18 protein-coding genes and 1 pseudogene are annotated in these 23,260 nt (G+C 69.6%); 5 read left to right on the top strand and 14 right to left on the bottom strand.

Annotation, left to right across the window (positions count from 1 at the left end; all coding sequences use genetic code 11):
• Positions 1-124: 124 nt before the first annotated feature.
• From HMPREF3086_RS08635 to HMPREF3086_RS08620, 4 genes are all read right to left on the bottom strand, one after another.
• Complete coding sequence (locus HMPREF3086_RS08635; protein WP_070721360.1) at positions 125-1,333, bottom strand: M20 family metallopeptidase; 1,209 nt, start codon at positions 1,331-1,333, stop codon at positions 125-127.
• Positions 1,302-3,251 (bottom strand): S9 family peptidase, encoded by a 1,950-nt coding sequence (locus HMPREF3086_RS08630; protein WP_083324366.1) that lies wholly within the window; start codon positions 3,249-3,251, stop codon positions 1,302-1,304. Before HMPREF3086_RS08630 ends, HMPREF3086_RS08635 begins: the two co-directional genes overlap by 32 nt.
• Before the next feature lie 16 nt (positions 3,252-3,267).
• Positions 3,268-5,841 carry a carboxylate--amine ligase/circularly permuted type 2 ATP-grasp protein gene (locus HMPREF3086_RS08625; protein ID WP_083324365.1) on the bottom strand — a complete coding sequence of 858 codons (2,574 nt, stop codon included), beginning with the start codon at positions 5,839-5,841 and terminating at the stop codon, positions 3,268-3,270.
• 174 nt (positions 5,842-6,015) lie between these two features.
• Entirely contained in the window at positions 6,016-6,816 is an 801-nt protein-coding gene (locus HMPREF3086_RS08620) for a crotonase/enoyl-CoA hydratase family protein (protein WP_070721357.1), read from the bottom strand.
• A gap of 342 nt (positions 6,817-7,158) precedes the next feature.
• Between HMPREF3086_RS08620 and HMPREF3086_RS08615 the strand changes: the two genes are divergently transcribed.
• Positions 7,159-7,869 (top strand): GntR family transcriptional regulator, encoded by a 711-nt coding sequence (locus HMPREF3086_RS08615; protein ID WP_083324364.1) that lies wholly within the window; start codon positions 7,159-7,161, stop codon positions 7,867-7,869.
• A gap of 28 nt (positions 7,870-7,897) precedes the next feature.
• On the opposite strand, the gene fadD5 is transcribed toward HMPREF3086_RS08615, so the two are convergent.
• The 4 genes from fadD5 to HMPREF3086_RS08595 all read right to left on the bottom strand — a co-directional run bounded on the left by fadD5 (position 7,898) and on the right by HMPREF3086_RS08595 (position 12,931).
• Positions 7,898-9,487: a fatty-acid--CoA ligase FadD5 gene (gene fadD5 / locus HMPREF3086_RS08610; protein WP_070721352.1), complete on the bottom strand. Its 1,590-nt coding sequence runs from the start codon at positions 9,485-9,487 to the stop codon at positions 7,898-7,900.
• A 48-nt stretch (positions 9,488-9,535) separates the two neighbouring features.
• Complete coding sequence (locus HMPREF3086_RS08605) at positions 9,536-10,327, bottom strand: enoyl-CoA hydratase (protein WP_070721351.1); 792 nt, start codon at positions 10,325-10,327, stop codon at positions 9,536-9,538.
• On the bottom strand, positions 10,324-11,313 hold the full coding sequence (locus HMPREF3086_RS08600) for an oxygenase MpaB family protein (protein WP_109148401.1): 990 nt from the start codon (positions 11,311-11,313) through the stop codon (positions 10,324-10,326). Before HMPREF3086_RS08600 ends, HMPREF3086_RS08605 begins: the two co-directional genes overlap by 4 nt.
• A gap of 121 nt (positions 11,314-11,434) precedes the next feature.
• Positions 11,435-12,931 (bottom strand): aldehyde dehydrogenase family protein, encoded by a 1,497-nt coding sequence (locus tag HMPREF3086_RS08595; RefSeq protein ID WP_070721347.1) that lies wholly within the window; start codon positions 12,929-12,931, stop codon positions 11,435-11,437.
• A 113-nt stretch (positions 12,932-13,044) separates the two neighbouring features.
• Here HMPREF3086_RS08595 and HMPREF3086_RS08590 point away from each other — a divergent pair.
• A pseudogene (locus HMPREF3086_RS08590) lies at positions 13,045-14,036 on the top strand (acyl-CoA dehydrogenase family protein).
• Between the two features lie 107 nt (positions 14,037-14,143).
• Positions 14,144-14,275: a hypothetical protein gene (locus HMPREF3086_RS19770; RefSeq protein WP_256386785.1), complete on the top strand. Its 132-nt coding sequence runs from the start codon at positions 14,144-14,146 to the stop codon at positions 14,273-14,275.
• 122 nt (positions 14,276-14,397) lie between these two features.
• Here the strand turns inward: HMPREF3086_RS19770 and HMPREF3086_RS08580 are convergent, their stop codons facing one another.
• The 5 genes from HMPREF3086_RS08580 to HMPREF3086_RS08560 all read right to left on the bottom strand — a co-directional run bounded on the left by HMPREF3086_RS08580 (position 14,398) and on the right by HMPREF3086_RS08560 (position 19,224).
• Positions 14,398-14,622: a hypothetical protein gene (locus HMPREF3086_RS08580; protein ID WP_070721345.1), complete on the bottom strand. Its 225-nt coding sequence runs from the start codon at positions 14,620-14,622 to the stop codon at positions 14,398-14,400.
• A gap of 5 nt (positions 14,623-14,627) precedes the next feature.
• On the bottom strand, positions 14,628-15,563 hold the full coding sequence (locus HMPREF3086_RS08575) for a carbohydrate ABC transporter permease (protein WP_083324363.1): 936 nt from the start codon (positions 15,561-15,563) through the stop codon (positions 14,628-14,630).
• Positions 15,564-15,571: 8 nt separating this feature from the next.
• A complete protein-coding gene (locus tag HMPREF3086_RS08570; RefSeq protein ID WP_070721342.1) occupies positions 15,572-16,558 on the bottom strand; it encodes a carbohydrate ABC transporter permease in 987 nt (328 codons plus the stop codon).
• Between the two features lie 100 nt (positions 16,559-16,658).
• The gene (locus HMPREF3086_RS08565; RefSeq protein ID WP_070721370.1) at positions 16,659-17,927 is read right to left on the bottom strand and encodes an ABC transporter substrate-binding protein; all 1,269 of its coding nucleotides are present in this window, start codon (positions 17,925-17,927) and stop codon (positions 16,659-16,661) included.
• 241 nt (positions 17,928-18,168) lie between these two features.
• On the bottom strand, positions 18,169-19,224 hold the full coding sequence (locus tag HMPREF3086_RS08560; protein WP_070721340.1) for an ABC transporter ATP-binding protein: 1,056 nt from the start codon (positions 19,222-19,224) through the stop codon (positions 18,169-18,171).
• Between the two features lie 206 nt (positions 19,225-19,430).
• Between HMPREF3086_RS08560 and HMPREF3086_RS08555 the strand changes: the two genes are divergently transcribed.
• On the top strand, positions 19,431-21,560 hold the full coding sequence (locus HMPREF3086_RS08555; protein WP_070721339.1) for a PhoX family protein: 2,130 nt from the start codon (positions 19,431-19,433) through the stop codon (positions 21,558-21,560).
• 128 nt (positions 21,561-21,688) lie between these two features.
• On the opposite strand, the gene HMPREF3086_RS08550 is transcribed toward HMPREF3086_RS08555, so the two are convergent.
• Positions 21,689-22,522 (bottom strand): alpha/beta fold hydrolase, encoded by an 834-nt coding sequence (locus tag HMPREF3086_RS08550; RefSeq protein ID WP_070721368.1) that lies wholly within the window; start codon positions 22,520-22,522, stop codon positions 21,689-21,691.
• A 131-nt stretch (positions 22,523-22,653) separates the two neighbouring features.
• Here HMPREF3086_RS08550 and HMPREF3086_RS08545 point away from each other — a divergent pair, with 131 nt between their 5' ends.
• On the top strand, positions 22,654-23,139 hold the full coding sequence (locus HMPREF3086_RS08545; RefSeq protein WP_061228355.1) for a MarR family winged helix-turn-helix transcriptional regulator: 486 nt from the start codon (positions 22,654-22,656) through the stop codon (positions 23,137-23,139).
• Positions 23,140-23,260: the final 121 nt, after the last annotated feature.

The following is a 23,260-nucleotide window of genomic DNA, read 5'->3' as shown; positions in this document are numbered from 1 at the left end:
GCCTCGAAGAAGGGGCCTCCGACCACGTCCGCGATCTGACGGCCGAATGTCGTCTTGCCGCAGCCGCTCACACCGAACACGACGATGGTCACGGCGGGGGTCCTTCCGCGTCGCGGCGGACGGCTCAGCTCCCCTCGCCCGCGTCCCGGTCGAGGCGGGCGAAGGCGTCGAACAGCCGGGCGCCCGGCTCGAGCGCCGACTCGTCGAGCATGAAGCCCGGGTGGTGCAGGTCGGTCTCCTCCGACTTCCCGTCCCACACGCCATACCGCAGGTACACGCCGGGGATCTCCTCGGTGTACCAGGCGAAGTCCTCGCCACCACTGGACTGGTCGGCGGTGCCCACACCGTCCTTCCCGAGCACCCGGCGCACCGCCTCGGTGGCCAGATCCGCGCAGTCGGCGTCGTTCACCACCGGCGGAACACCCTGCGTGTATTCGAGTTCGACGCGGATGCCGTAGGGCGCGGTGAGGTCCTCGACGGCTTCCCGCACGAGGTCCTCGACCGTCGCCCACACGTCCCGGTCCGCGCTACGCAGCGTGCCCAGCAGCTCCGCGTGATCGGGGATCACGTTCGGGGCATCACCACCGGCATGCAGGGCGCCCCAGGTCAGCACGGTGCCCGAGCGCGGGTCGAGACGACGGTCGAGGACCGCCGTGAGCCCGGTGGCGAGCTCGGCGGTAGAGAAGATGGTGTCCTGGGTCTCGTGCGGACGCGCAGTGTGACCACCGTCGGACTCGAGTCGGATCCGGACCTTGGCGTTGGAGGAGGTGATCGGCCCGGCCGTCACGCCCACCTCGCCCACCCGCCGGTGCGGATCGCAGTGCAGGGCGAAGATGCGGTCCACGTCCTTGACCACCCCTTCCTCCACGCAGTCCTTGGCGCCGCCTGGCATGGTCTCCTCTGCCGGCTGGAAGATCAGCCGCACGGGCCGGGACGGCGGGTCGGCGACCAACAGTTCGGCCGCGCCGAGCAGCATCGCCGTGTGGGCGTCGTGGCCGCAGGTGTGCGCCACCCCCTCGGTACGTGAGGCGAAATCCAGGCCGCTCTCCTCGTCCATGGGCAGCGCGTCGATGTCCGCGCGCAGGGCCACCACGTCCTTCGCTGTGGCGCCCTTCGCGGCGGGCACGTCGCACCACAACCCGGTGCCGAGATCGAACCGGTGGGGCTTCAGTCCCATCTTCTCGAGCTCGCCCGCGATGAAGTCGGTCGTGCGCTCCTCCTCGTACGACAGCTCGGGATGGGCGTGGATGTGACGCCGCCACTGGACGAGCCGGCCCTGCAAACCGCCCTCAGCGGGCGGGTCATTCTTCTCCGTCGACTTGCGCCCGAACATCGAATACCTCCTGACAGAACTGGACCACCCGGTCACCGAGCAACTGCCGGTTGGCCAATTTCACGAACTCATGACCTTCGTCCTCGAACAACAACACGTCCACCGGTACGTCACGCGAGCGCAGTTCCTCGACCGCCTGATTCGTCTCGCTGACCGGAACGTTCGTGTCGTGCGCCCCGTGAATGAAGAGCATCGGCACGTTAATCCGGTAGAACCTGCGCAGCGGGGAGACCTCGCGCAGCAGTTCACGTTCCTGGAGCGGATTCCCGTACTTGGGATAGGCGGCCGCCGCGATCCACGGCTCGGTGTCACGGTAGAAGGTCTGCAGGTCGCTCATCCCGCAGGCGGCGATCCCGCCGCGCCAGCGACCCGCATGCCGCACCAGGGTCGCGTTGACCAGGTAGCCGCCGTAGGACCGGCCCGAGACCACCACCCGCTCCGGATCGGCGATCTCCTCGTCGACGAGGTGCAGCAACGCGTCCTCCACATCGTCGATCCCCGCGAACCGGCCGTACCGGTCGTCGGCGTGGCCGAACGTCCGGCCGCCGCCGGTCGAACCCCGGACGTTCGGCTTGAAATAGTTGACGCCCTCATCGAGCATCCGCCGGGCGATGTCGTCATATCCCGGACGGGACTGGCCCTCCGGGCCGCCGTGCAGGTGCACCACCGTCGGCGCGGGCCCGCCCTCCGGATCGGCCCGGTACAGCCACCCGCTCAACTCGAGCCCGTCACGTGCGGTGAACCGCAGCAGCTCCGGGCCGGGGTCGGGTTGCGCGGGCGACTCACCGATCCAGCAACGACGACGCACGTCGTAGATCACCACGTGCGGTGGCTGGTCGAGACTCTCCACGGTCACGGCGAGCAGTCGGCCGTCCGCCGTGAGGGTGGGTGCCGAGGCCACGACCTCCGGCAGCTGCGGTCGGGCGATCACCCGGGGCCGACGACGCGACAGGTCGAGGATCTCGATCTCGGACAGTCCCCCGTGGACGTTCCACAGCAGTGCGGCCGTGCGCCGGTCGTAGCTCACCTCCACGCGGTCGAGGTCGGCGTCCGCGCGATAGGCGATCGGCCACGAGGTGGTCCCGGACTCATCGGCCCGCACCTCTAGCAACCCCACGCGATCTGACGAGTAGTCGCTGCGTACGACCATGCGCATGGGCCGATCGTCGCCGCCGGCGTCGAGGACCTCCCCGGCGTCGGTGGTGGATCCGGTGTCCGTGGGCAGCAGAGGCCACCACCGGCCGTCCGGCATGATCCGCAGCAACTCGCGATTCCCGCGGGCGCCCACACGGAACAGTGCCGCGCCGTCCCGTGAGTGCTTGAGCGCCCCGCCCATCCGGCGATCGATGACGGTGATCTCCCCGGTCTCCGGGTCCACGAGCCGGCCCTCGGCCTGGCCCTCGGCGTCGAAGGCCGTCACCGCCAGCCGACCCCCGTCCCAGCAGACGATCTGCTCGGTGACGTCGCCCGGGGCATTCAATGCGTACGCACGGTGGTCGTCCGGATCGGTGGTGACAAGCCAGATGCGCTCACGCTCACCACCGTCAGGGGCCACCTCGCACGCCAGCCACCGGCCGTCCGGCGAGTAGGCGACCCTGCGGACCGGCCCTTCCACGGGCAGCACCACGTTCCGTTCGGGCCCCGCGCCCTTGAAACCGTCCGGGCCCAGCGGTCGCTGCACCGCCCGCGGATAGCCGGTGCGTTCGGTGACCACACACGCCAGAAGCAAACCGTCCGGGGACAGGCACGGGGAGCTGGTGTGCCGGAGTTCGCCCGGCCCCCCGGCCGCGTCATCCGGCGGGCCCGCCTGCTGGCGGGAGCCCGTCTCCTCGGTGACCTCGGTGACGTCCGAGGTCTCGGTCGCGTCCACGGTGTCAGTCGTCTCAACGGTTTCAGCCGTGTCAACGGTGTCGGTCATGTCGATGGTGTCGGGGTCAGGCACGGTGAATCCAGGTGTCCTTTCCACCGCCTCCACTCGAGGCGTTGACCACCATCGTGCCCGCCGGGGCCACTCGTGTCATGGCCACCGGAGGGGCCGACGCGTGGATCTCGCCGGTCGGCCCGTTGCGCAACATGACGAAAGCGCGCATGTCCACGTGCCTCCGCTGCAGGTCGCGCCCGTCGAACGTAGGCAGAGTCGACAGCGCCTGCACCTCCTGCGCCACGAACCGCTCACCGTGGCGCCGCAACTCGGCCCGTCGCTCGTCCAACTCCCGCGGCGAACACTCCGGGCCCACCGTGATGTCAGAACCGCCGTAGCCGTCGATCGGCTTGACCACCAGCTCGTCCAGCCGGTCCAGCACCTGCTCCAACTGCGGCGGGTCCGCGCACAGGAAAGTATCGACCTGGCCGATAAGCGGCTTCTCGCCCAGGTAGAAGTCGATGATCGACGGCACCAGCGCGTAGATCGCCTTGTCGTCCGCCGCGCCGTTGCCGGGAGCGTTGACCATCGCGACGGTGCCGTCTGAGATCGCGCCGAGCAAGCCACGCCGCAGGACCGTCCCGTCCGCGCCCGAGGAGGAGAGAAGCGCCTCTTCGTCCATCCGGACGTAGAGGACGTCGACGCCGATGCGCTCGTCGTCGTTGTCGTCGTCGACCCTCCACAGTCGCCCGTCGTGACTGACCAGATCCCGCGGGGTCACCACCGCACCGCCCACGGCCTCGGCCGCGTGGATCAGGTCGTGCGCCGTGACCTCGTCGGGCGCCACCACCACGGCGATCGACGGGTCGCCCACGCCGTCGGGCGCCGCGGCCTGGAGAGTCTCCCGCAACATGCCCAGCCCCTCAGCCGGGTCGTGGATCTCCCCGCGCGCCCCGAACTCCGGGTATGCCTCCACTATGCGCTCGCGCAGCGTCACCGCCATGGCCAACCCGCCCGGCATCCGCAGGTTGTCCTCCAGGACCACCCACTCGCCCGAGCCCGTCGACACCAGGTCCACACCGCTCACCGCCGCACGCATCGTCCCCGGCGGCACGACCCGGCCCGTTTTCCGGTAGCCCGGGGCTCGGTCCAGCGCGTCCTGCGGCACGATCCCGGCGCTGACGATCTCACCATCGCCGTAGATGTCCCGCAGAAACATCTCCAGCGCCCGGCCGCGCTGCTCGATCCCCGCCGAGATCCGCCCCCACTGATCAGCCGGCACGATCCGCGGCACCGGGTCCAGCGGGAACACCTGCGGCTCCGGCTCGCCGTACACCTTGAGCGTCACGCCGCGATCCCGGAGCTCCGCGTCGACCTGCTCCTTGCGCTCGCGGATCGTCGCCGAACCCAGATCCGAGACGGCTTTGAGCACGTCCACGTACTGCGGTCGCGGGGCGCCGTCCTCGGTGATCGCCTCGTCGTGGACGTCCTCCGTCACCGCCTCGCCCAGCGGGGAGTACGCGCCGAGCATCGAGCGCATCCCGCCGTCGTCCGCCGTGGCTCGCGGCCTGATCCTGCCCACCGTCTCGGCCAGCAGCACGGCCACCACGTCGGCACGACGACCCCTGCGCCGATGCGCCGCGCGCTGCCGTGCGGCCGACGAGCCCGCCCCCAGCGCGCCGTCGACCAGGTCGTCGACGAGGTCGCGCTCGCCGGTCGCGTCGAGCTGATCGGACAACGACTCCACAAGCGCCACGCACACGTCCCCCGCGGGCAGCGGCTTACCTGTTCCGGGATCGACGAGGTCTCCCTCGAGCCCGGACCGGGCCGCGCGCCAGAACGCGGCCGCCAGCACGGCCGGGGTGGGGTCGACCCAGGCGTTCTCGGGATCGGCGAGCACTCGGTCCACCAACGCCCGGAACAGCGCCGCTACCAGCACGATCGTCTCCACGGTGCTGCACGAGTCGCACAGCCGCAGCTCCACCCCGGATCCGTCGGCGGACGGACGAATATCCGCGTCGATCAGGCCGCGGTCGGCCACCACGCCCGTGGCGACCAGCGCATCCTCCGACTCCAGCACCCCGTCCGCGGTGTCCGTGCGGAACGCCGACACGTGCGCGGGCGACCACCGGGCCTCGAACGACCGCACTGAGGCGTACCCCGAGTCGCTGCCGTCCGCCCGGAACGGGGAGCTCGCGGCCAGCGCCAACAGCACCGGGGCGTGCGGGACCGCGCGGCGGGCCACGAACTGCGCCTCGTCGGCGTCCGCGACCCCGACCGTCACCACGAAGCGCGCCGAGGCGCGGGTGCGGAACTCGTGGCCGGGGGCGGTCCCCGGCTCATCGGGGTCTGGAGCCAGCTCCACGCCCGGTGAGCCGAGCGCACCCGCGGCGACGATGCCTGTACGCAGGCCGTTCGCCACCCCCGCCAGCTGCGTCCGCCGCTCGCGGATCGCCGCCCCGAGATCCTCGAGCGTGGTGTGCTCGCCGCAGTGACTGGTCACCAACGCCCCGTGGCGGGCAGCACGTACCCGGTCGTCACCGGCCTCGGCGATCACCTCCGCTGCACGCCTCGCCGGCAGCTTCGTCCGCAGGTCGACCAGATGTAGCTCTTCCTCGACCATGATCCGTCGCGATCCGTCTGTCATGGCGCCGACGGTATGACAGCATCAGCGGGTCCGCACCCGCACGGCCGACGGGTGGGGGTTCGCGTGTCGGCGAGCGCGATTTCGACTGGCCCGGCACGCGCGGTTCGGTGGGGCCCGGTAAGGCGATTCGGTGAGCCTGGCGGCCGGAGTCAGCTCGTCGGTGTTGCGCGGGGGTCAGCGGGCCTTCCAGATGGGGGCCCGCTTCTCGGCGAACGCACGCGGCCCCTCGGCGGCATCCTCTGAGGTCATGACGTTGATTATCTCGGTATCGCTGATGCGCCATTTCTCGACCTCGCTCGGCCGCGCGCCGTCCTGGATCCCCAGTGCGACCCGCTTACTCGCCTGCACGGCCAGCGGGGCGTTGGCGCAGAGCACCCCGGCCAGGTCGAGCGCGGCATCGAGCAGCTGGTCGGCGGGGACGACGCGGTTGATCAGATGCAGCTCATGCGCCCGCGCGGCCGTGATCGGCTCACCCGTGAGCATCATCTCCATCGCCACGCGGTGCGGCAGCTGGGCGGGCAGTCGGAACACGCCGCCGGCGGCCGCGATGAGCCCGCGCTTGACCTCGGGCAGGCCGAAGACGGCGTGCTCGGCGGCTACCACGAGGTCGCAGGCCAGCGCGATCTCGCAGCCCCCGCCCAGGGCGGTGCCGTTGACGGCGGCGATCACCGGGACCGACACGTACTGCTGCATCATCCCGGCGAAGCCCCACTCGCGGTTGTCGGCGGGGAAGATGTCCTCGCCGCGGGAGATGGCCTTGAGGTCCGCGCCCGCGCAGAACGACTGCTCGCCCGCGCCGGTGACGACAACCGCGCGGATCTCGGGATCGGTGTCGGCCTCGTGCAGTGCTCGCCCGAGCAGGGTGCTCACCTCGCTGTTCACTGCGTTGCGGGCCTCGGGGCGGTCGATTGTGACGAGCAGGATGTTGCCGCGGCGCTCGCTGCGGACGGCGGGGCGGATCTCGGGATCGGTCATGCGCCCAGTCTCGCCCGAGGCGGCTCCGGCCCGCAGGGGCTCATGCGATTCCGCGGCAATCCCGGCTGACGCGGCCGGACGCGGCCGGACGTTCAGCGGCGGCCGGACGCCGGGCGGTCTGCCAGCACAACCGGCCCCGGGCACGCTGCCTCGCTGACTTGCGATGCCCCTTTGCTCACTTTCGATCCACTTGCGCTGCGAGAGCCGAGCCGAAGACACAGCTCTGGCCGAGCCGAGCTCCCGTGCCGATCCCCCGACTGAGATTCCGCCGCAAGTTCGGATATATTTGATTTCCCCAGTCGGATTCGCGCGCCCTCGACGGCGCTTCTCTCCCGAAAAGAGGTGGCGGACTTGACCCCCACTCGACTTGCACAACGTCCCCAGCTCTCGGAGGAGGTCGCCGACCACGTCCGGACCCGGATCATGAGTGGCGAGGTGCGGCCGGGGGACTTCATCCGACTCGACGAGACCGCCGCCAGCCTCGGCGTGAGCGTGACCCCCGTCCGCGAAGCGCTGCTCACCCTGCGCGGCGAGGGTCTGGTGGACCTGGTCCCCCGTCGCGGCTACCTGGTCTCGCCCATGAGCCGGCAGGACATCGAGGACATCTTCTGGCTGCAGGCCGAGCTGTCCAAGCGCATCATCGATCGGGCGATCCCCCGCTACGAGGCCGAAACCCTCGAGCACCACTCCGATCTCATCGACGACTTCGAGGCCGCATCCGCAGCCGGGGACACCGACGGGGTCGTTCGCGCGCAGTACGCGATCCACCGCTCGATCAACCGGGTCTCCTGTTCGGACAAGCTCTCCCGCTTCCTCGGCAATGCCGCCCGCTACATGCCGTACCGCCTCTATGCCCAGGACCCGGAGTGGCGGGCCAACGCGCTCGAGGACAACCGCCGGATGCTCGAGGCGCTGCGCGCGGGAGACGTCGACGCGGCCCACACCGTGGTGGACGACGAGTTCTCCGCCGGCGCCCGTCTCCTCGTCGAGCACCTCGACAGGGCTGGTGTCTGGGACGAATCCCGCGAGCCCGAGGCCGCCAAGCAGGCCTGATGCCGGGCCGCCCGAGCCTATGGCCGGGTCAGACGCCGACGGTTCCGTGATCGGACCGGAGCGTGCCCTTGACGACCTTGCCGCTGGCGTTGCGGGGCAGTTCGTCGATCACCACCAGGTGCTTGGGCAGCTTGAACCCTGCGAGCTTGTCGCGCAGCCACTCGGTGAGCTCCTCCAGGCTCAGGTCCGGGCCCTCCGAGTCGTTGAGCGCGACCACCGCGACCGGGACCTCGCCCCACTCGTCATCCTTGCGGCCGATCACGGCGACCTCACGGACGCGCTCGTGGCCGGCGATGACGTTCTCCACCTCGGCGCAGTAGATGTTCTCACCACCGGAGATCAGCATGTCCTTCTTACGGTCCACCACGTAGACGAAGCCCTCGGGATCCATCCGGACCAGGTCGCCGGAGTGGAACCAGCCGCCGTCGAAGGCCTCGGCGGTCTCGGCCGGCTTGTTCCAGTAACCGGACATCGTGGTGGGGCCGCGGTAGACGATCTCCCCGACCTCGCCGGGGGCGACGGGCTCCCCGAAGCCGTCGACGACTCGGGCCTGGATCGTGGGGATGACCTTGCCGACGGAGCCCAGCTTGCGGATCGCGTCATCGCCGTCGAGGGCGCAGGTGATGGGGCTCATCTCGGTCTGGCCGAAGACGGCGCAGTTGAGGGCGTTCGGGAACGTCTCCGCCATCGCGCGCAGAATCGTGTCGGTCGACGGCGCGGCACCCCAGGAGATGTTCCGCAGGACCAGGCTCCTCGGGCGGGCCTGCTGCTCGGCGCAGACGGCCTGCCACTGCACCGGCACCAGGAAGATGCTGGTGATCTGCTCCGACTCGAGCGTGTCGAGAAGGGCGGCCGGGTCGAACGCCTGCAGCGGGTGGATCACGGTGGTCCCGCCGAGTTGGAGGCTCGGGGCGATCGAGCCGATCGCCGCGATGTGGAACATCGGGGCGGCGCACAGCGCCCGCCCCTCCTCGTCGAAGAGCCGGAACACGCGGATACAGGTGAGCGCCTGGGCCGTCATGTTCTCGTAGGAGAGCATCGCGCCCTTCGGTCGCCCCGTGGTGCCGGAGGTGTACATGATCAGCGAGGTCGCGTCCTCGGGGACGTCGACCGGCTCGTGGGGCGCGCCCTCCTCGGCGATCGCGTCCGCGTAGGTGGTCTGCCCGTCAGTGCCCGCCTCACCTCCGATCACGATGTGCTCACCCGGCTCCTCACCCTGGGCGCGGATGGCTCCGACCAGCGGGGCGAGCATGGCGTCGGTGACGACGACCTTCGGCGTGCAATCGCTGACCAGGTAGGCGAGCTCACCCGGGGTGAGCCGGAAGTTCACCGGCACGGCGATGGCGCCGAGTTCGTTGATGCCCAGCACGGCCTCGACGAACTCGGGGTTGTTGAGCGTGATGAGCATGACCCGGTCGCCCTTGCCGACCCCGCGCCGCGCGAGCGCGTCGGCGAAGCGACCGCTGCGCTCGTCCAGCTGCTTCCACGTGGTGGTCTGGCCCATGAACCGCAGGGCCTCCCCGTCGGGGTTCATCTCAGCGTGGGTGCCCACCCACGTGTTCCAGGTGTTGCGCCGAGCGGCATGGAGGTCCGCGATGGGGTCCGTGGCGGTTGACATGGTCTCGGCCTTTCGTCGATGCGGCGGGAGGGCGGAACGGTCGCGTGGTCAGGAGAAGTCGGGGCGTCGTTTCTCGAGGATCGAGGAGACACCCTCGGCGAAGTCGGCGGACACCAGCAGTTCGCACTGGCCCTCGTGCTCGCGGGCCAGTGCGGCGTCGAGTTCGGCCAGAGTCGCGCCGGTGACGGAACGCTTGGTGAGCTCCAGGGCGCGGCGCGGACCGCGGGCCAGGCCGCGGGCGATCTTGGCGGCCGCGGCGCGCAGGTCCGCGGCGGGCAGCACCTCGACGGCCAGCCCGACGTCCTTTGCCTCCGCCGCCGACACCGCGTCACCGCGCAGGAGCATCCGGGAGGCGACCGCCCGGCCGACCGCTGCCGGCAGGAGCACGCTCGCACCACCGTCGGGCATGAGACCGATGTTGGTGAACGCCAGCAGCAGGTAGGCGTCGTCTGCCATGAGCATCAGGTCCGCGGCCAACGCGAGTGAGACCCCGACGCCGGCCGCGGGGCCGTTGACCGCCGCGATCACCGGCACCGGCGCGGTCAGCACCGCCCGCACGAGTGCGGCGGCACTGTCCATGGTCACCTCGGGCGTGGGGGCGTCGGCACCGGCGTCCTTGATGGCCTGCAGATCGGCGCCGGTGGTGAAGGCTGCGCCCTCGCCGGCCAGCAGGAGCACCCGGGTGCCCGGGTCGGTACCGTGCCGGGCGACGAGCTCGGTCAGCGCACACACGGTGGGATGGTCGAGCGCGTTCATCCGGTCGGGACGGTTGATGCTGATGGTGACCACGCCCACAGCGTCTCGCTCGACCTTCACAGCGTCATGTCCGTTGACGGTCATCGCGCGTTTCCTTCCCCGGTTCCGTCGGCCGCCATCCCGTGGGGGACCGGGCACCCGCCGCCCGCCATCCGATCCCGGGGCGTGATGGGGTGCGCCCCGAGGTCCGCGGGCCGGTATCCGGTCGGGTACCCGGGATAGGTCCGGTTCTCCGTGCCCTCGGTGCCGTACGCCTTACGGCGGACCGGGAACCAGCGGACGACGCGCGACCGCAGGCGGATCGCCGAGTAAGCGGCCCCGCGTACCCGCGGAGCCGGGGCCGGGAAGCCGAAGGCCCGCGCCATGTCGTCATCGATGAGCGCTTGCACGGCCTTGCGGACCAGGGGCCGCACCGCTTGCGGATACCACGCACACATCAGGTCCAGCGTGTAGTTGCCGATCTCGTTGTTAGTGTCCGCGTAGCGGAACACCCGGGCCTCGTAGGCGTCCCGCCAGCGCCGGAACTCGGCCATGCCCTCCGGGATGTCGGCGATGTTCATCCGCTGCCCCACCCCGCGATAGAAGTGGAACGCGGCGAGCCGCTCGTTCGGGTGCAGCCGGCGCCAGCCGTTGGCGTCGATCCACTCGAGCGGCTCGTAGATGAACGTCGACAGTACGTACAGCATGTCGTCGTTCGTGATCTCGTACATCGCGTGCTGCCTGTTGATCACCCGCAGCGACTCCTTGCCGCGCGTCGAATCGACACCGTGCTCCACCAGTTCGGCCATGAGGAGCGCCGTGTCGTCGTATCGCTTCTGCGGAGCCTTCCGGAAGTTGCCCGCCTCCGCCAGCACCGCGGAGACCGACGGCACGCAGTACGTGCGGTACAGCGCCAGCTCGAGCGCCCGCTGGTAATCCCACGGGAACTCGTACGCGGCGGTGATTCGGTGGATGTCCGCCGCGTCCGCCACCGGGTCGAGCGACGCGACGAGATCGCGCCAGTACCAGCGTCCCGGCTTGAACGGCACGGTGGCCGTGAGCGGATGCGCCCTGTCCGCGTCGGGGACCATGTCCACCGGGATCGGACCGAGCACCCCGGGAACCGTCTGCGGCCGGGTGTCGGCCGACGACGGCGGCGGCGTCGTCGACACATCCCTGTTCACACCTGGCGTGGTCGCGGTCATGCCTGGATCACATCTTTCCCTGGACGTTGGCGAGCATCCACTTGACGATCTTGATGTCCCGCGGCCTGCGGGTCATCGTCATGAGATTGAGCGGGGCGGCGAACTTCTCGACCGTGATCGAGCGCGGGCGGGAGAACTCCCGCAACCCGTCGGCGCCGTGGATCCGGCCGAAGCCTGACTCACCCGAGCCACCGAACGGCAGGGCCGCGATGCCGGCGAAGGCGAGGAACGAGTTGATGGAGACCATGCCGGCATCGACCTTCTCCGCGAGTGCGAGTCCACGCTTGCGGTCCTTGGTGAAGATCGCGCTGCCCAGGCCGTAGTTGACGGCGTTGGCCTTCTCGACGGCCTCCTCCAGGTCGCCCACCTTGTTGATGACCACGGTCGGGCCGAAGGTCTCCTCGGTGACGGCCGTCGAGTCCTCCGGTACGTCGACCAACACGACCGGCTGGACGATCCGGTCGCCCACCGACTCCTCACCACCGACCACCGCCCTGCCACCGCGGGCGATCGCGTCCTTGACGTGGCGGCGGATGATGTCCACCTGCGAGGGCATGGTCATGGGGCCGTAACTCGAGCTGACCGAGGTGCCGGGCGAGAGTGCGCGGACCTTCGCGGCGAACTTGTGGACGAACGCCTCGTGGACGTCCTCGTGCACGTAGATCCGCTCGACGCCGGCGCAGGTCTGGCCCGCGTTGCCCATGGCACCGAAGACGGTCTGATCCACTGCGGCATCGAGATCAGCGTCCTTGTCGATAAGTACCGCGTCCTTGCCGCCGCCCTCGATGACGACAGGGGTGAGGGTCTCGGCGCACGCGGCCATGACCTTGCGGCCCGTCGCGGCGGAACCGGTGAAAGCCAGCTTGTCGACGCCCGCCCTGCACAGTGCGGCGCCGGTCGAGCCGTCGCCGGTGATGGTCTGGATGAGCGGCTGGGAGGCGCCGAGCGAATCCCAGACCTCGGCGAGCCACACACCGACGCCCGGCGTGAACTCGCTGGGCTTGAACACGACCGCGTTACCGGCGGCCATCGCGTAGGACAGCGTGCCCATCGGGGTGAAGACCGGGTAGTTCCACGGGCCGATCGCCCCGACCACGCCGAACGGCTGGTACTCGACGTACGCGGACTGGTTGCTCATGAGCAGACCGGCCGAGACGGAGCGACGACGAAGGACCTTGTTGGCGTTCTTGGCGGCCCACTCCAGGTGGCCGACCGCGAGCAACACCTCGAGGGTCGCGTCCTCGTCCGGCTTACCGGTCTCGGCGGAGATCAGCGCGGCCAGCTCGGCCGCGCGAGAGGAGATCGCACGTTTGTACTCCAGCAACCATTCTCGCCGACCACGCGGCCCCTGCGTCGCCCACCACGCGGCGGCGGCGCGGGCCCGCTCCACGGCGAGGGCGACCTCCTCCGCGCCGGCGATCGGGTATTCCGCGAGGACCGTGCCGTCGCGGGGATCCAGGCTGGCGAAAGCGGGGCCGGTCTTGCTCGGCTCGGTGGTGGTCATCGAAAGCCTCCCGTTTCAGATCACATATATTTGATGTAGCGTGCGGTGATACCGGTCACAGTAGTCGACTACGACCGTTCCCGGCACCCCAACCGCAAGGAAAGAGGCTCGACGTGTTCGACATCCTCACCGAAGAGCAGCGCGACTTCGCCAAGTCGATCGACGACTTCTGTGCTCGCGAGGTCGGCAGCGTCGAGAAGCGTGCCGACCTCACCATGGAGGGCGGCACCCACTCTCCCGAGATCTACGCCAAGATGGCCGAACTCGGCTGGCTCGGCCTCACCATCCCCGAGGAGTACGGCGGCTCCGCCGCCGGCGCGGTCGAACTCTGCCTCCTCCTCGAGCACTCACTCAAGGGCCTGGCCCCATCGGCGGCATCGGCCCCACCCTGATCACCGCCGCCGCCTACGAGAAGTTCGGCAACGAGGAGCAACGCAAGCGCGCCCTCGAACTGGTCGTCAAGGGCGGCAGCCTGTCCATCTCCATGTCGGAGCCCGGCGCCGGGTCCGACGTCGCGGCGCTGCGATGCAAGGCCGAGCGCGACGGCGACGACTGGGTGATCAACGGCCAGAAGACCTGGTGCTCCAACGCCCACTTCGCCGACGTGCGCCTGCCCGCGGACTCCGTGGTCGGCGAGGTCGGGGGCGGTTGGAAGCAGCTCATGACCGGTCTCAACACCGAGCGGCTCATCCTCGCCGCCATGCAGCTCGGCGTGGCGCAGCGCGCGTCCGACGACTGCTTGGACTTCATCAGGAAGCGCGAGCAGTTCGGCCGCCCTGTCGGGACCTTCCAGGTCATCCGTCACCGCATGGCCGATCTGGCCACCGAGATCGAGGCCACCCGGTTGCTCGTCTACGCGGTGGCCAAGAAGGTGGACGAGTCAGATCCCGAGGCCCTGTTCCCGCGCGAGGCGTCCATGGCCACGCTCAAGGCGACCGAGCTCAGCAAGCGCGTCACCCTCGAGTGCATGCAGTCGATGGGCGGCTACGGGTACGCCACCGAGTACGGCATGGAGCGCATGGTCCGCCAGGCCGTCGTCTCCACCATCTTCGGCGGCACCAACGAGGTCCAGCGCGACATCATCGGGAAAACCCTCGGGCTATGAGCGCCGCCGGCACCGGCTCCACCGCGACCGGGGGCGGCGGGTCGTCGCTATGGGAGGTCTCCTCCCGGGGACGGCCGACCGCCTCCATGGTGTAGGACCGACTGCCGGTGATCGACCACTTCGCCGTCGTCACCTCCGGCCCGGACGGGCGACCCACCACCCTCCTCGCGGTGATGACCGGGCATGGCACCGTCGACGAGGGCGAGCACTTCTGGTTCAACCTCGAACGCGACGGCTGACCCGCCGCCGACACCGGAGAACCCTCGCTGCGGGCCCCGTCCGACTTCGGGTGCTGGGACGAGTTCGGCACCAAGAAGTCCGAGGTGCTGGCACGACACTGCGCGGACCGGGCCACGCGACATCAGCCCGCGCGGACCGCCCTGTCGACCCGCCGCCAAGTGCGGATGGTGAACCAGGAGATGATCAGCATGAGCACCAGGACCAGCGAGGCGAAGATCGACGGGCGCCCGGTGAGGATCAGGCCCACCGCGTTGACCAGTGCGAGCACGGTGAAGAACACGACGATCCCGCCGATAACCTCCAGCCGCTGGCGCGAGGCCAGCGCGTCCGAACCACTGCGCGTCACGGCGATCAGCTCTTGAGACCGCCGGCGGTGAGGCCGGAGATGATTCGTCGCTGAAAGAGCAGCACCATGATCACCAGAGGCACGGTGACGAGCGCACCGGCGGCCATGATCGCCGCGTGCGGCGGGATGTAGGGATTGACACCGGAGAAGCGGGCGATCGCCACGGTGACGGGCTCGGTCCCGGTGGTGGACAACTGCTGCGAGAGGATGAACTCGTTCCAGGTGATGATGAACGCAAGGATCGCGGTGGTGAACAGGGCCGGCGCCGCGAGCGGCAGGATGATCTTGATGAACGCCTGACCGCGGGTGGCGCCGTCGACGCGGGCGGCTTCCTCGAGCTCCCACGGCAGGTCGTTGAAGAACGACGTCAGCGTGTAGATCGTGAGCGGCAGCGCGAACGAGATGTTGGGAATGATGAGTGCCTGGTAAGTGCCGATCCAGCCGATGTCGGTGAACAGTTGGAACAGCGGCGTGACCAGGGCGACCCCGGGGAACATCGACGCGGCGAGGATGAGTCCGGTGACGAAAAACTTGCCGCGGAAGTCGACCCGGGCGAGCGCGTACGCGGTGAACACGCCGAAGGTCAGGGCGAGCGCGGTGGTGACGGAGCTGATGATCACCGAGTTGATGATCGCGCCCAGGAAGTTGTTGCCGCCGTCCGTGGACAGTGCCTCGCGGAAGTTGTCCAGCGTGATGTTCGAGGGCAGCGGGCTCGCGGAGAACACGAACCGGTTGTCGCGGAACGCCGTGACGAGCATCCAGTAGAACGGCGCGAGCCCCCAGATGAGGATGAGCAGGGCGCCGACGTAGGTGCCCGCGGTGCGGCCAAGAGGCTTGCGCGGGGGCTTGAGGTCCCGGCCGTCGGGGTGTCGGTGGGGGCCGGAGGTCGACGACGACGAGGTGGTCGTCGGCGTGGCCGGCGAGGTGCTGTGATCAGACACTCGGTGGCTCACCGGATCTCCTCCTTCTTGCCTGTGCGATCTTCCACGACGTTCGCGCCGAGGAACTTCACCATGATGTACGCGACGGCGAAGACCAGCAGGAACACGAGTGTCGAGATCGCGGAGGCGCTGTTGAAGTTGCCCATCCTCATCTCGTTGACCACGAGCATGGACACGGTCGCGGTGGGTGAGTTGGAGTTCGCCGAGACCAGGATGACGGGCAGGTCGTACATGCGCAGCGCGTCGAGTGTGCGGAACAGGATCGCGACCATGAGCGCGGGCCGGACCAGCGGCAGGGTGATGCGGACGAACTGCTGCCACCGCGAGGCGCCGTCGACGCGGGCCGCCTCGTAGACGTCACCGGGGATCATCTGCAGTCCGGCCAGGATGAGCAGGGCCATGAACGGCGCGGTCTTCCACACGTCGGCCACGATGATGGCCACACGGGCGTAGAAGGGGTCGGTGGTCCAGGCGATGTTCGTGCCGAGGATCGTGTTGGCGATGCCGTTGGGGTCGAAGATGAACGCCCACAGTTTGGCGGTGACGGCGGTGGGGATCGCCCAGGGGACGAGCACCGCGGCCCGCAGGATGGAGCGGCCCCAGATGCTCTTGCCCATGACGACGGCCATGGCGAAGCCGAGCACGGTCTCGAGCGAGACGGTGGTGACCGTGAAGAACAGGGTGTTGCCCATGGCGGGCCAGAAGTCGGTGGCCGAGACGCCGTCGGGGCAGGTGACGGCGCCGCCGCCGGGGGCCGGGCAGGCCTGCGTGAGCCAGTAGAAATAGTGCTGGAAGCCGGCGAACCCGCCGGAGGTGAACATGCCCGTGGCGGGGTCGAGGCCGCGGTCGGCCATGAAGGACAGGTACACCGCGCGGACGATCGGGTAGCCGATCACCACCGCGAGGATGATCAGCGCGGGGCCCACCATCCACACCGGTCGCCAGTCGAACTTCTTCGCCACCAGCGGAGCCTGGGACGTCTCGCTCGTCGTCATCTCGCCGTTTCCTCGCCGGGTGCGCCACACCCTGTCAGGGAGACCGCTGGGCCCCGGGATGGCACCCGGGGCCCACCGGCCGTCATTCAGAGAGGGTCCGTCACTGAGCCTGTTCGATCGCGGCGCTCATGTCGGTGAGCGCCTGCTCGACGGTCTTCTCTCCCTTCAGGGCCGCGAAGGTGTTGTCCTGGATGGCCTTCGACAGCGCCGGGTAGAACGGTGAGACCGCGCGCGGCTCGGCGTTGTCCAGGGCGGCCTTGAGGGCCTCCATGTACGGGAACTGCTCCTGCAGCGCGGCGTCGTCGTAGATCGAGGACAGCACAGGCGGGAAGGACTCCTGTGCGAAGCCCATCTGGACGTCCTCGGAGATGAGGAACTCGAGGAACGCCGTGGCCGTGGCCTTGTTCTCGGAGTAGACGTTGATGCCGTTGTTGTAGCCGCCGAGGACGGACTTACCCGGGCCGTCCGGGCCGAGGATCGGCGCGACGTCGAACTTGTCCACGACCTCCGAGGTCGGGTCGGTCTGACCCGAGTCGTACATGTACGGCCAGTTGTAGGCGTACATGGTGCGGCCGCCCAGGAAGGCCTGTGCGGTCTGCTCCTCCGTGAAGCTGTCGGACTTCATGGCGACGACGTCGTTCTTGTATGCGTCGACCAGGGCTGTCAGGCCGGCGCGGGTCTCCTCGCTGTCCAGCTCCGGGGTCTGGCCGTCGTCGCCGACGATCCTGCCGCCCCAGCTGTGGATGAACTGCGTGCCCGCGACGGTCAGGCCCTCGTATTGCTTGAGCTGCAGGTTGACGCAGTCGATGGCGGCCTCGACGGCCGCGCTGCAGGACTCGACGAGCTCGCCCCAGTTGGCGGGGGCCTCCGGCTGGAGGTCGGTGCGGTAGTAGAGCAGCTGCGCGTTGGTGTTCTGCGGCACCGCGTAGAGCGTGTCGTTGTAGGTCGCCGAGTCGACGGCGGCCTCGATCAGTCCGCTGGTGTCGACCTCGGTCTCCCCTTCGATCGGCTGGAGCCAGCCGTTAGCCGCGAAGTACGCGGTGTCGGTGACGTCGAGCGCGAACACGTCGTACTCGCCGCTCTCCGTCTGCAGCGACTGCACGAGGGTGTCGCGCTGACCGTCCTGCTCGGCGGGGAGCTCGTGGAGGGTGACCTCCTGGTCGGGGTTCTCCGCGTTCCACCGTTCGATGACGGGACGCAGCTTGTCCGTGTCGTTGCTGCCCATCGCGAAGGTGATGGGGCCGACGCCGGAGGTGCCGGAGCTCGCCTGTTCGCTGTCCTCCCCACCCCCCGAGGAACAACCCGCGGCGACCACCGCGACGATGGAGGCGGCCGTCGCCGCCTTGAGGAACCTGCCGTGAACGGCCATGCGCTCTCTCCTACTGTCGTGTCTCGACTCCCGTCGGCGCGCGCCGATGGGCAGCTGATCGACGTCGGCTGTGACGCGGATCTCACTGAGGACCTGCTGAGCGTATCCCACACAGATGTGCGGCGGCGGGACCACGGCGATCATCGGCCGGGTCGCTCGCTCACCACCGTCAGGTGGGGTTCACGCAGGCGAGGTCACAGCTTTAACTGTAACAACAACAGATGTCGCGGCGCTCGACGGTTCAGCGGAGTCGGTCGCCGACCTCCACGTCGAAGAAGCGCACTTCACCGTCGAGCGCCTCGAGATACACGGTGTCGCCCTTACGCGCGTCCCCGCCGGACCCGGCGCGATACACCACCGGGTGGCCGTCGGCGGTCGAGCAGTGCAGGTAGCTGTCCGCTCCGAGCTCCTCCACCAGTACGACCGTCACCTCCAACCCGTGGCCGTCCTCGGCGATCCGCAGGTGCTCGGGCCGCACGCCCACCGTGACCCGCGGACCCGCCCCGGCCGGCACCGGTTCACGGAACCCCTCGAGGTCCACTCGACCGTCGGCCACCGGCGCCTCGAAGAGGTTCATCGAGGGCGAGCCGATGAAACCGGCGACGAAGGCGTTGACCGGATTGTTGTACAGCTCGCGGGGGGTGTCGACCTGCTGAAGCACCCCGTCCTTGAGCACCGCGACACGGTCGCCCATCGTCATGGCCTCGACCTGGTCGTGGGTCACGTAGATCATCGTGGTGCGCAGATCCCGCTGCAGCTTGGCGATCTGTGCACGCGTCGCCACACGGAGCTTGGCGTCGAGGTTCGACAGCGGTTCGTCCATGAGGAAGACCTGGGGGTTGCGGACGATCGCCCGGCCCATCGCCACACGCTGCCGCTGGCCACCGGAGAGTTCCTTTGGCTTGCGGTCCAGGTACGGCACCAGGTCGAGTATCTCCGCGGCGGTCTGCACCCGCTCGGCGATCTCCTGCTTGCTCGCCTTGGCCAACTTGAGCGCGAAGCCCATGTTCTCGCGGACCGTGTAGTGCGGGTACAGCGCGTAGTTCTGGAACACCATCGCGATGTCCCGGTCCTTGGGTTCGGTCCCGGTGACGTCCTTGTCGCCGATGAGGATGCGTCCGGCGGCCACGTCCTCGAGGCCGGCGAGCGCGCGCAGGGTGGTCGACTTGCCGCAACCGGAGGGCCCGACCAGGACGAGGAACTCGCCGTCGGCGATCTCCAGGTCCAGGCGGTCCACGCTGCGCCGCGCGGCCCCGGGATAGATGATTGACACGTTCTCGAAGGTCACCGAGGCCATGAGCGGGTCTTTCCCTTCACCGACAGGAACGTGCCGGGCGATCCGAGATAGAGGGTGGACACGACGACTGTAGCGGCCCGCGCCGGGGTTCACCTGCACTGCGCCCACAGTTCGTCCGGACGTTCACCGGGCGCGTTCGTCCGGTGGTTCTGCGCACCTAGCGTCACAGCGTCCGATGAGCCGTAGCTGTCTTCAGGGAGACTCGAATGTCCGTCCGCCGCCTGCTTCCGATCGCCACTCCAGGAATCTCCAACCGCCAGCACGTGACCTGTGTGTACAAGTGTGGAGACCAGTGCGCCGCCCCGGTGCCGAACACCACCGACAACGCCTACTTCGGCGACATCGCCACCGAGATCAGCCGCCGCGGGGCGCTCAAGGCGGCGGGCGTCGTGGCGCTGGCGGTCGGAGCCGCGCAGGCCCTGCCCGCGACCGCCGCCGCACAGGGTCCCGGCGCGGCCGCTTCGCTCGGGTCCACCGGCTCGACCGGCGGCGCCACGATCGACACCGGCTTCACCCCGGTCGCGCCCAACAAGGCCGACGCCGTCACGGTCCCCGAGGGCTACTCCAGCGACGTCGTGATCCGCTGGGGCGATCCCGTGCTGCCCGGCGCCCCGGAGTTCGACTTCGAGAACCAGACCGCGGCCGCCCAGGCGATGCAGTACGGCTACAACTGCGACCTCGCCGTCATGTTCCCGATGGACGACCGAGACGGCCGCTACCTGCTCACCGTCAACCACGAGTACACCACCGAGCCGACGATGTTCCGCGGCTACGACTCCGCGAACCCGACCCGTGAGCAGGTCGAGATCGCCTGGGCTGCGCACGGGCTGACCGTGGTCGAACTGGCCACCCGCGCCTCGGACGGCGGCCTCGACCCCGTCATGGGCTCCTACAACCGGCGCATCACCGCCACCACCCCGTTCGACCTGCGCGGCCCCGCCGTCGGCCCCCTCACCCGGACCACCGCCGACCCAACCGGCACGCGCGTCCTGGGCACGCTGAACAACTGCGCGGGCGGGCACACCCCGTGGGGCACCGTGCTCTCGGGCGAGGAGAACTTCAACCAGTACTTCGGCACCTCCGGTTCGGTCACCGACACCGAGCGCCGCGCACAGCTGAGCCGCTACGGCATCAGCGTCTCCCCCTCAGGCCGCCTGTGGGAGCGGTTCGACGATCGCTTCGACCTGGCGAAGGAACCCAACGAGGTCAACCGCTTCGGCTACGTCGTCGAGGTCGATCCGTGGGATCCCGACTCGACGCCGGTGAAGCACTCGGCGATGGGCCGGTTCAAGCATGAGGGCGCGAGCATCCACGTGACCGCCGACGGGGCCGTCGTGGCCTATTCCGGCGACGACGAGCGCTTCGACTACCTCTACAAGTTCGTCTCCAGCCGCCGCATCGTCCCCGGTAACACCCGGGCCGCACGCGCCGAGAACATGCGGATCCTCGACGAGGGCACCCTCTACGTGGCCAGCTTCTCCGGCAACTCGCCCGCGTCCGAGATCGACGGCTCGGGAGAGCTTCCATCCGACGGCGCGTTCGACGGTTCCGGTACCTGGATCCCGCTCATGACCGTCAACGCCGACGGCAAGGCCATCTCTCACGTCGAGGGCATGACGCCCGAGCAGGTCGCCGTGCACACGCGTATGGCGGGCGACCGGGTCGGCGCCACCAAGATGGACCGGCCCGAGGACGTGGAGCCCAGCCCGACCACCGGCAGGGTGTACATGGCGCTGACCAACAACTCCCAGCGCGGCGGCTCCGGCCGGGCCGCGGCCGACGAGACCAACCCGCGGCACAACAACAAGCACGGCCAGGTCGTCGAGATCACCGACGACCACGGGGGCACGACTTTCGGCTGGAACCTGCTGCTCGTGTGTGGTGATCCCGCCGAAGCCGATTCGTACTTCGGCGGCTTCGACAAGTCCAAGGTCAGCCCGATCTCCTGCCCGGACAACGTAGCGTTCGACCCCGCCGGCGGACTGTGGGTGTCGACCGACGGGAACGCGCTCGGCTTCAACGACGGCCTCTACTCGGTGGCCACCGAGGGCCCGAACCGCGGTGAGACCAAGTTGTTCCTCACCGTCCCGATCGGGGCGGAGACCTGCGGTCCGCTGGTGTTCAACGACCGCGCGATCGTCAACGTCCAGCACCCGGGCGAGATGGACGGCGCGTCGATCGAGAACCCGGCCTCGCACTGGCCGGACGGCGGCGACTCCCAGCCCCGCCCGTCGACGGTCGTGGCCTGGCGCGACGGCTTCTCCGGCGGGACGGGCTCGCTCGGCACAGGCTCGCTCGGCTCGGGGTCGCTGCCGACGGGCTCGCTCGGCCGCTGACCCCGCTCGGACGCGGATCGCAGCTGAGCCTGAGGCCCCGTCGAGAAGAGCTTTTCGCACCATTTCACTAGGTCGATACAGGCGAGATCCTCTTCTCGGCGGGCCCCGACCCGCCCGGCAGGCGCGACCTACCGCCCGGCAGTCGACGCCGCGACGGCCGGTGCCGCGCCCGCGTACGCCAGTCCGCGCTCGGCGCAGGCCGCGATCGACGCGGCCACGCCCTCGGGGTCGTCGGACATCGGCACGTGCCCGTCGGCGGTGATCTCGACCTTCGCCTGCGGGAACAGCCTCGTGGCGAGCTTGACCTGACCGACCGGCAGGACCATGTCGAACCGGCCCCAGCGGATGGTGATGGGGAGGTTCTCGTCGACGGGCGCGGAGAACAGGAAGGTCCGGCGGTCGGCCCGGTCCAGCACGGTGTTGGACACGATCGCCTCGCTGTCGATCGCGGCTGCCTCGGCGGGATACCGCCACGGGCGGGCGCAGAACACCGCCATCATCACCGCGCGTCCGGCGGCCCGCTCGGTGAGGGCGGGGATGTGCCGCCCGAGTCTGCCGGCCGCGCGTCGGAGGCTGCGGAAGACGGTGATCGTGTAGCGCCACTCAGCGTGCGAGCGGAAGAACCCGGCGGGCGAGAGCGCGGTGACGCTGCTGGCCAACCCGCGCGCCCCGAGTTCCAGCGCGAGGAAGCCGCCGAGGGAGTTGCCGGCGATGTGCGGCCGCTCGCCGGCCGGGACGACCGCCTCGAGCAGGTCGACGAGCTCACCGACGAAGTGGTCGAGCACGTCCCCGACTTCCGGCAGGTCGGCGGATCGTCCGTGCCCGGGCAGGTCGACGACGACCACCCGGAACCGGTCGGCGAGCAACGGCACCACAGCATCCCAGGCGTGCACGCGGTGGCAGACGCCGTGGATGAGGACGATGGTCGGTCCGGATCCGGTGATCTGGTGATACAAACCCATGCCTTGAGTGTCCACCATCACACGCCGCCCGACCAGTGCCTCGACGTGCAGCCCCACGACAGGAGAAGGAGGGCTTACATTCGGTGCCGCGAGGCTTCCGGGGGGGAGCCGGTCTCGAGGGGGCTGGGGTCATGGTGACGACGACGAGGGAACCGGACACCGGTGAGGTCGGGCCCGCTCTGGGTCTCGCCGAACAGTTCCGGCCCATCCTCCTCCGGCTGGACCTGCTGGTCCGCCGGCAGAGCACCCAGTACGCGCTGAGTAGAGCGCAGACGTCGATACTGCACACCCTTGCCTGCCACGGGCGGCTACGCATGACGGACCTCGCCCGGCTCGAGAACGTGCGGGTGCCGACCACCAGCAACTCGGTGAGCGTCATCGAGGCCATGGGGTACGTCGAGCGCGAGCCCGACGAGTCCGACCGGCGTGGCGTCTGCGTGCGGCTGACGGACCTGGGCCGAGCGCGCATCGAGCAGGTGCTGGCCGACCGCGACCGCGACTTCGCCGAGCACCTGGGCCGGCTGACCGGCGAGCAGCGCGAGCTGCTGTCGGCGGCGGTACCCGCCTTCAACGCCCTACTCGACGCCTTCGACGCCGACTCCGCCGGACCCGCCTGACCACACCTGGCCCGCCCGGCCGGGCCCGCCCCGCCCGATTCACGGGCCCCACCCGACCCCGCGCGGCCCACTCCCCCGCCTTGCCCGACTAGCCTCGGCGGGCATGAGCACAGTCGTCATC

The organism is Dietzia sp. HMSC21D01, assembly GCF_001815995.1.
GTDB lineage: Bacteria > Actinomycetota > Actinomycetes > Mycobacteriales > Mycobacteriaceae > Dietzia > Dietzia cinnamea.
This window is presented reverse-complemented; position numbering and strand designations above follow the sequence as displayed.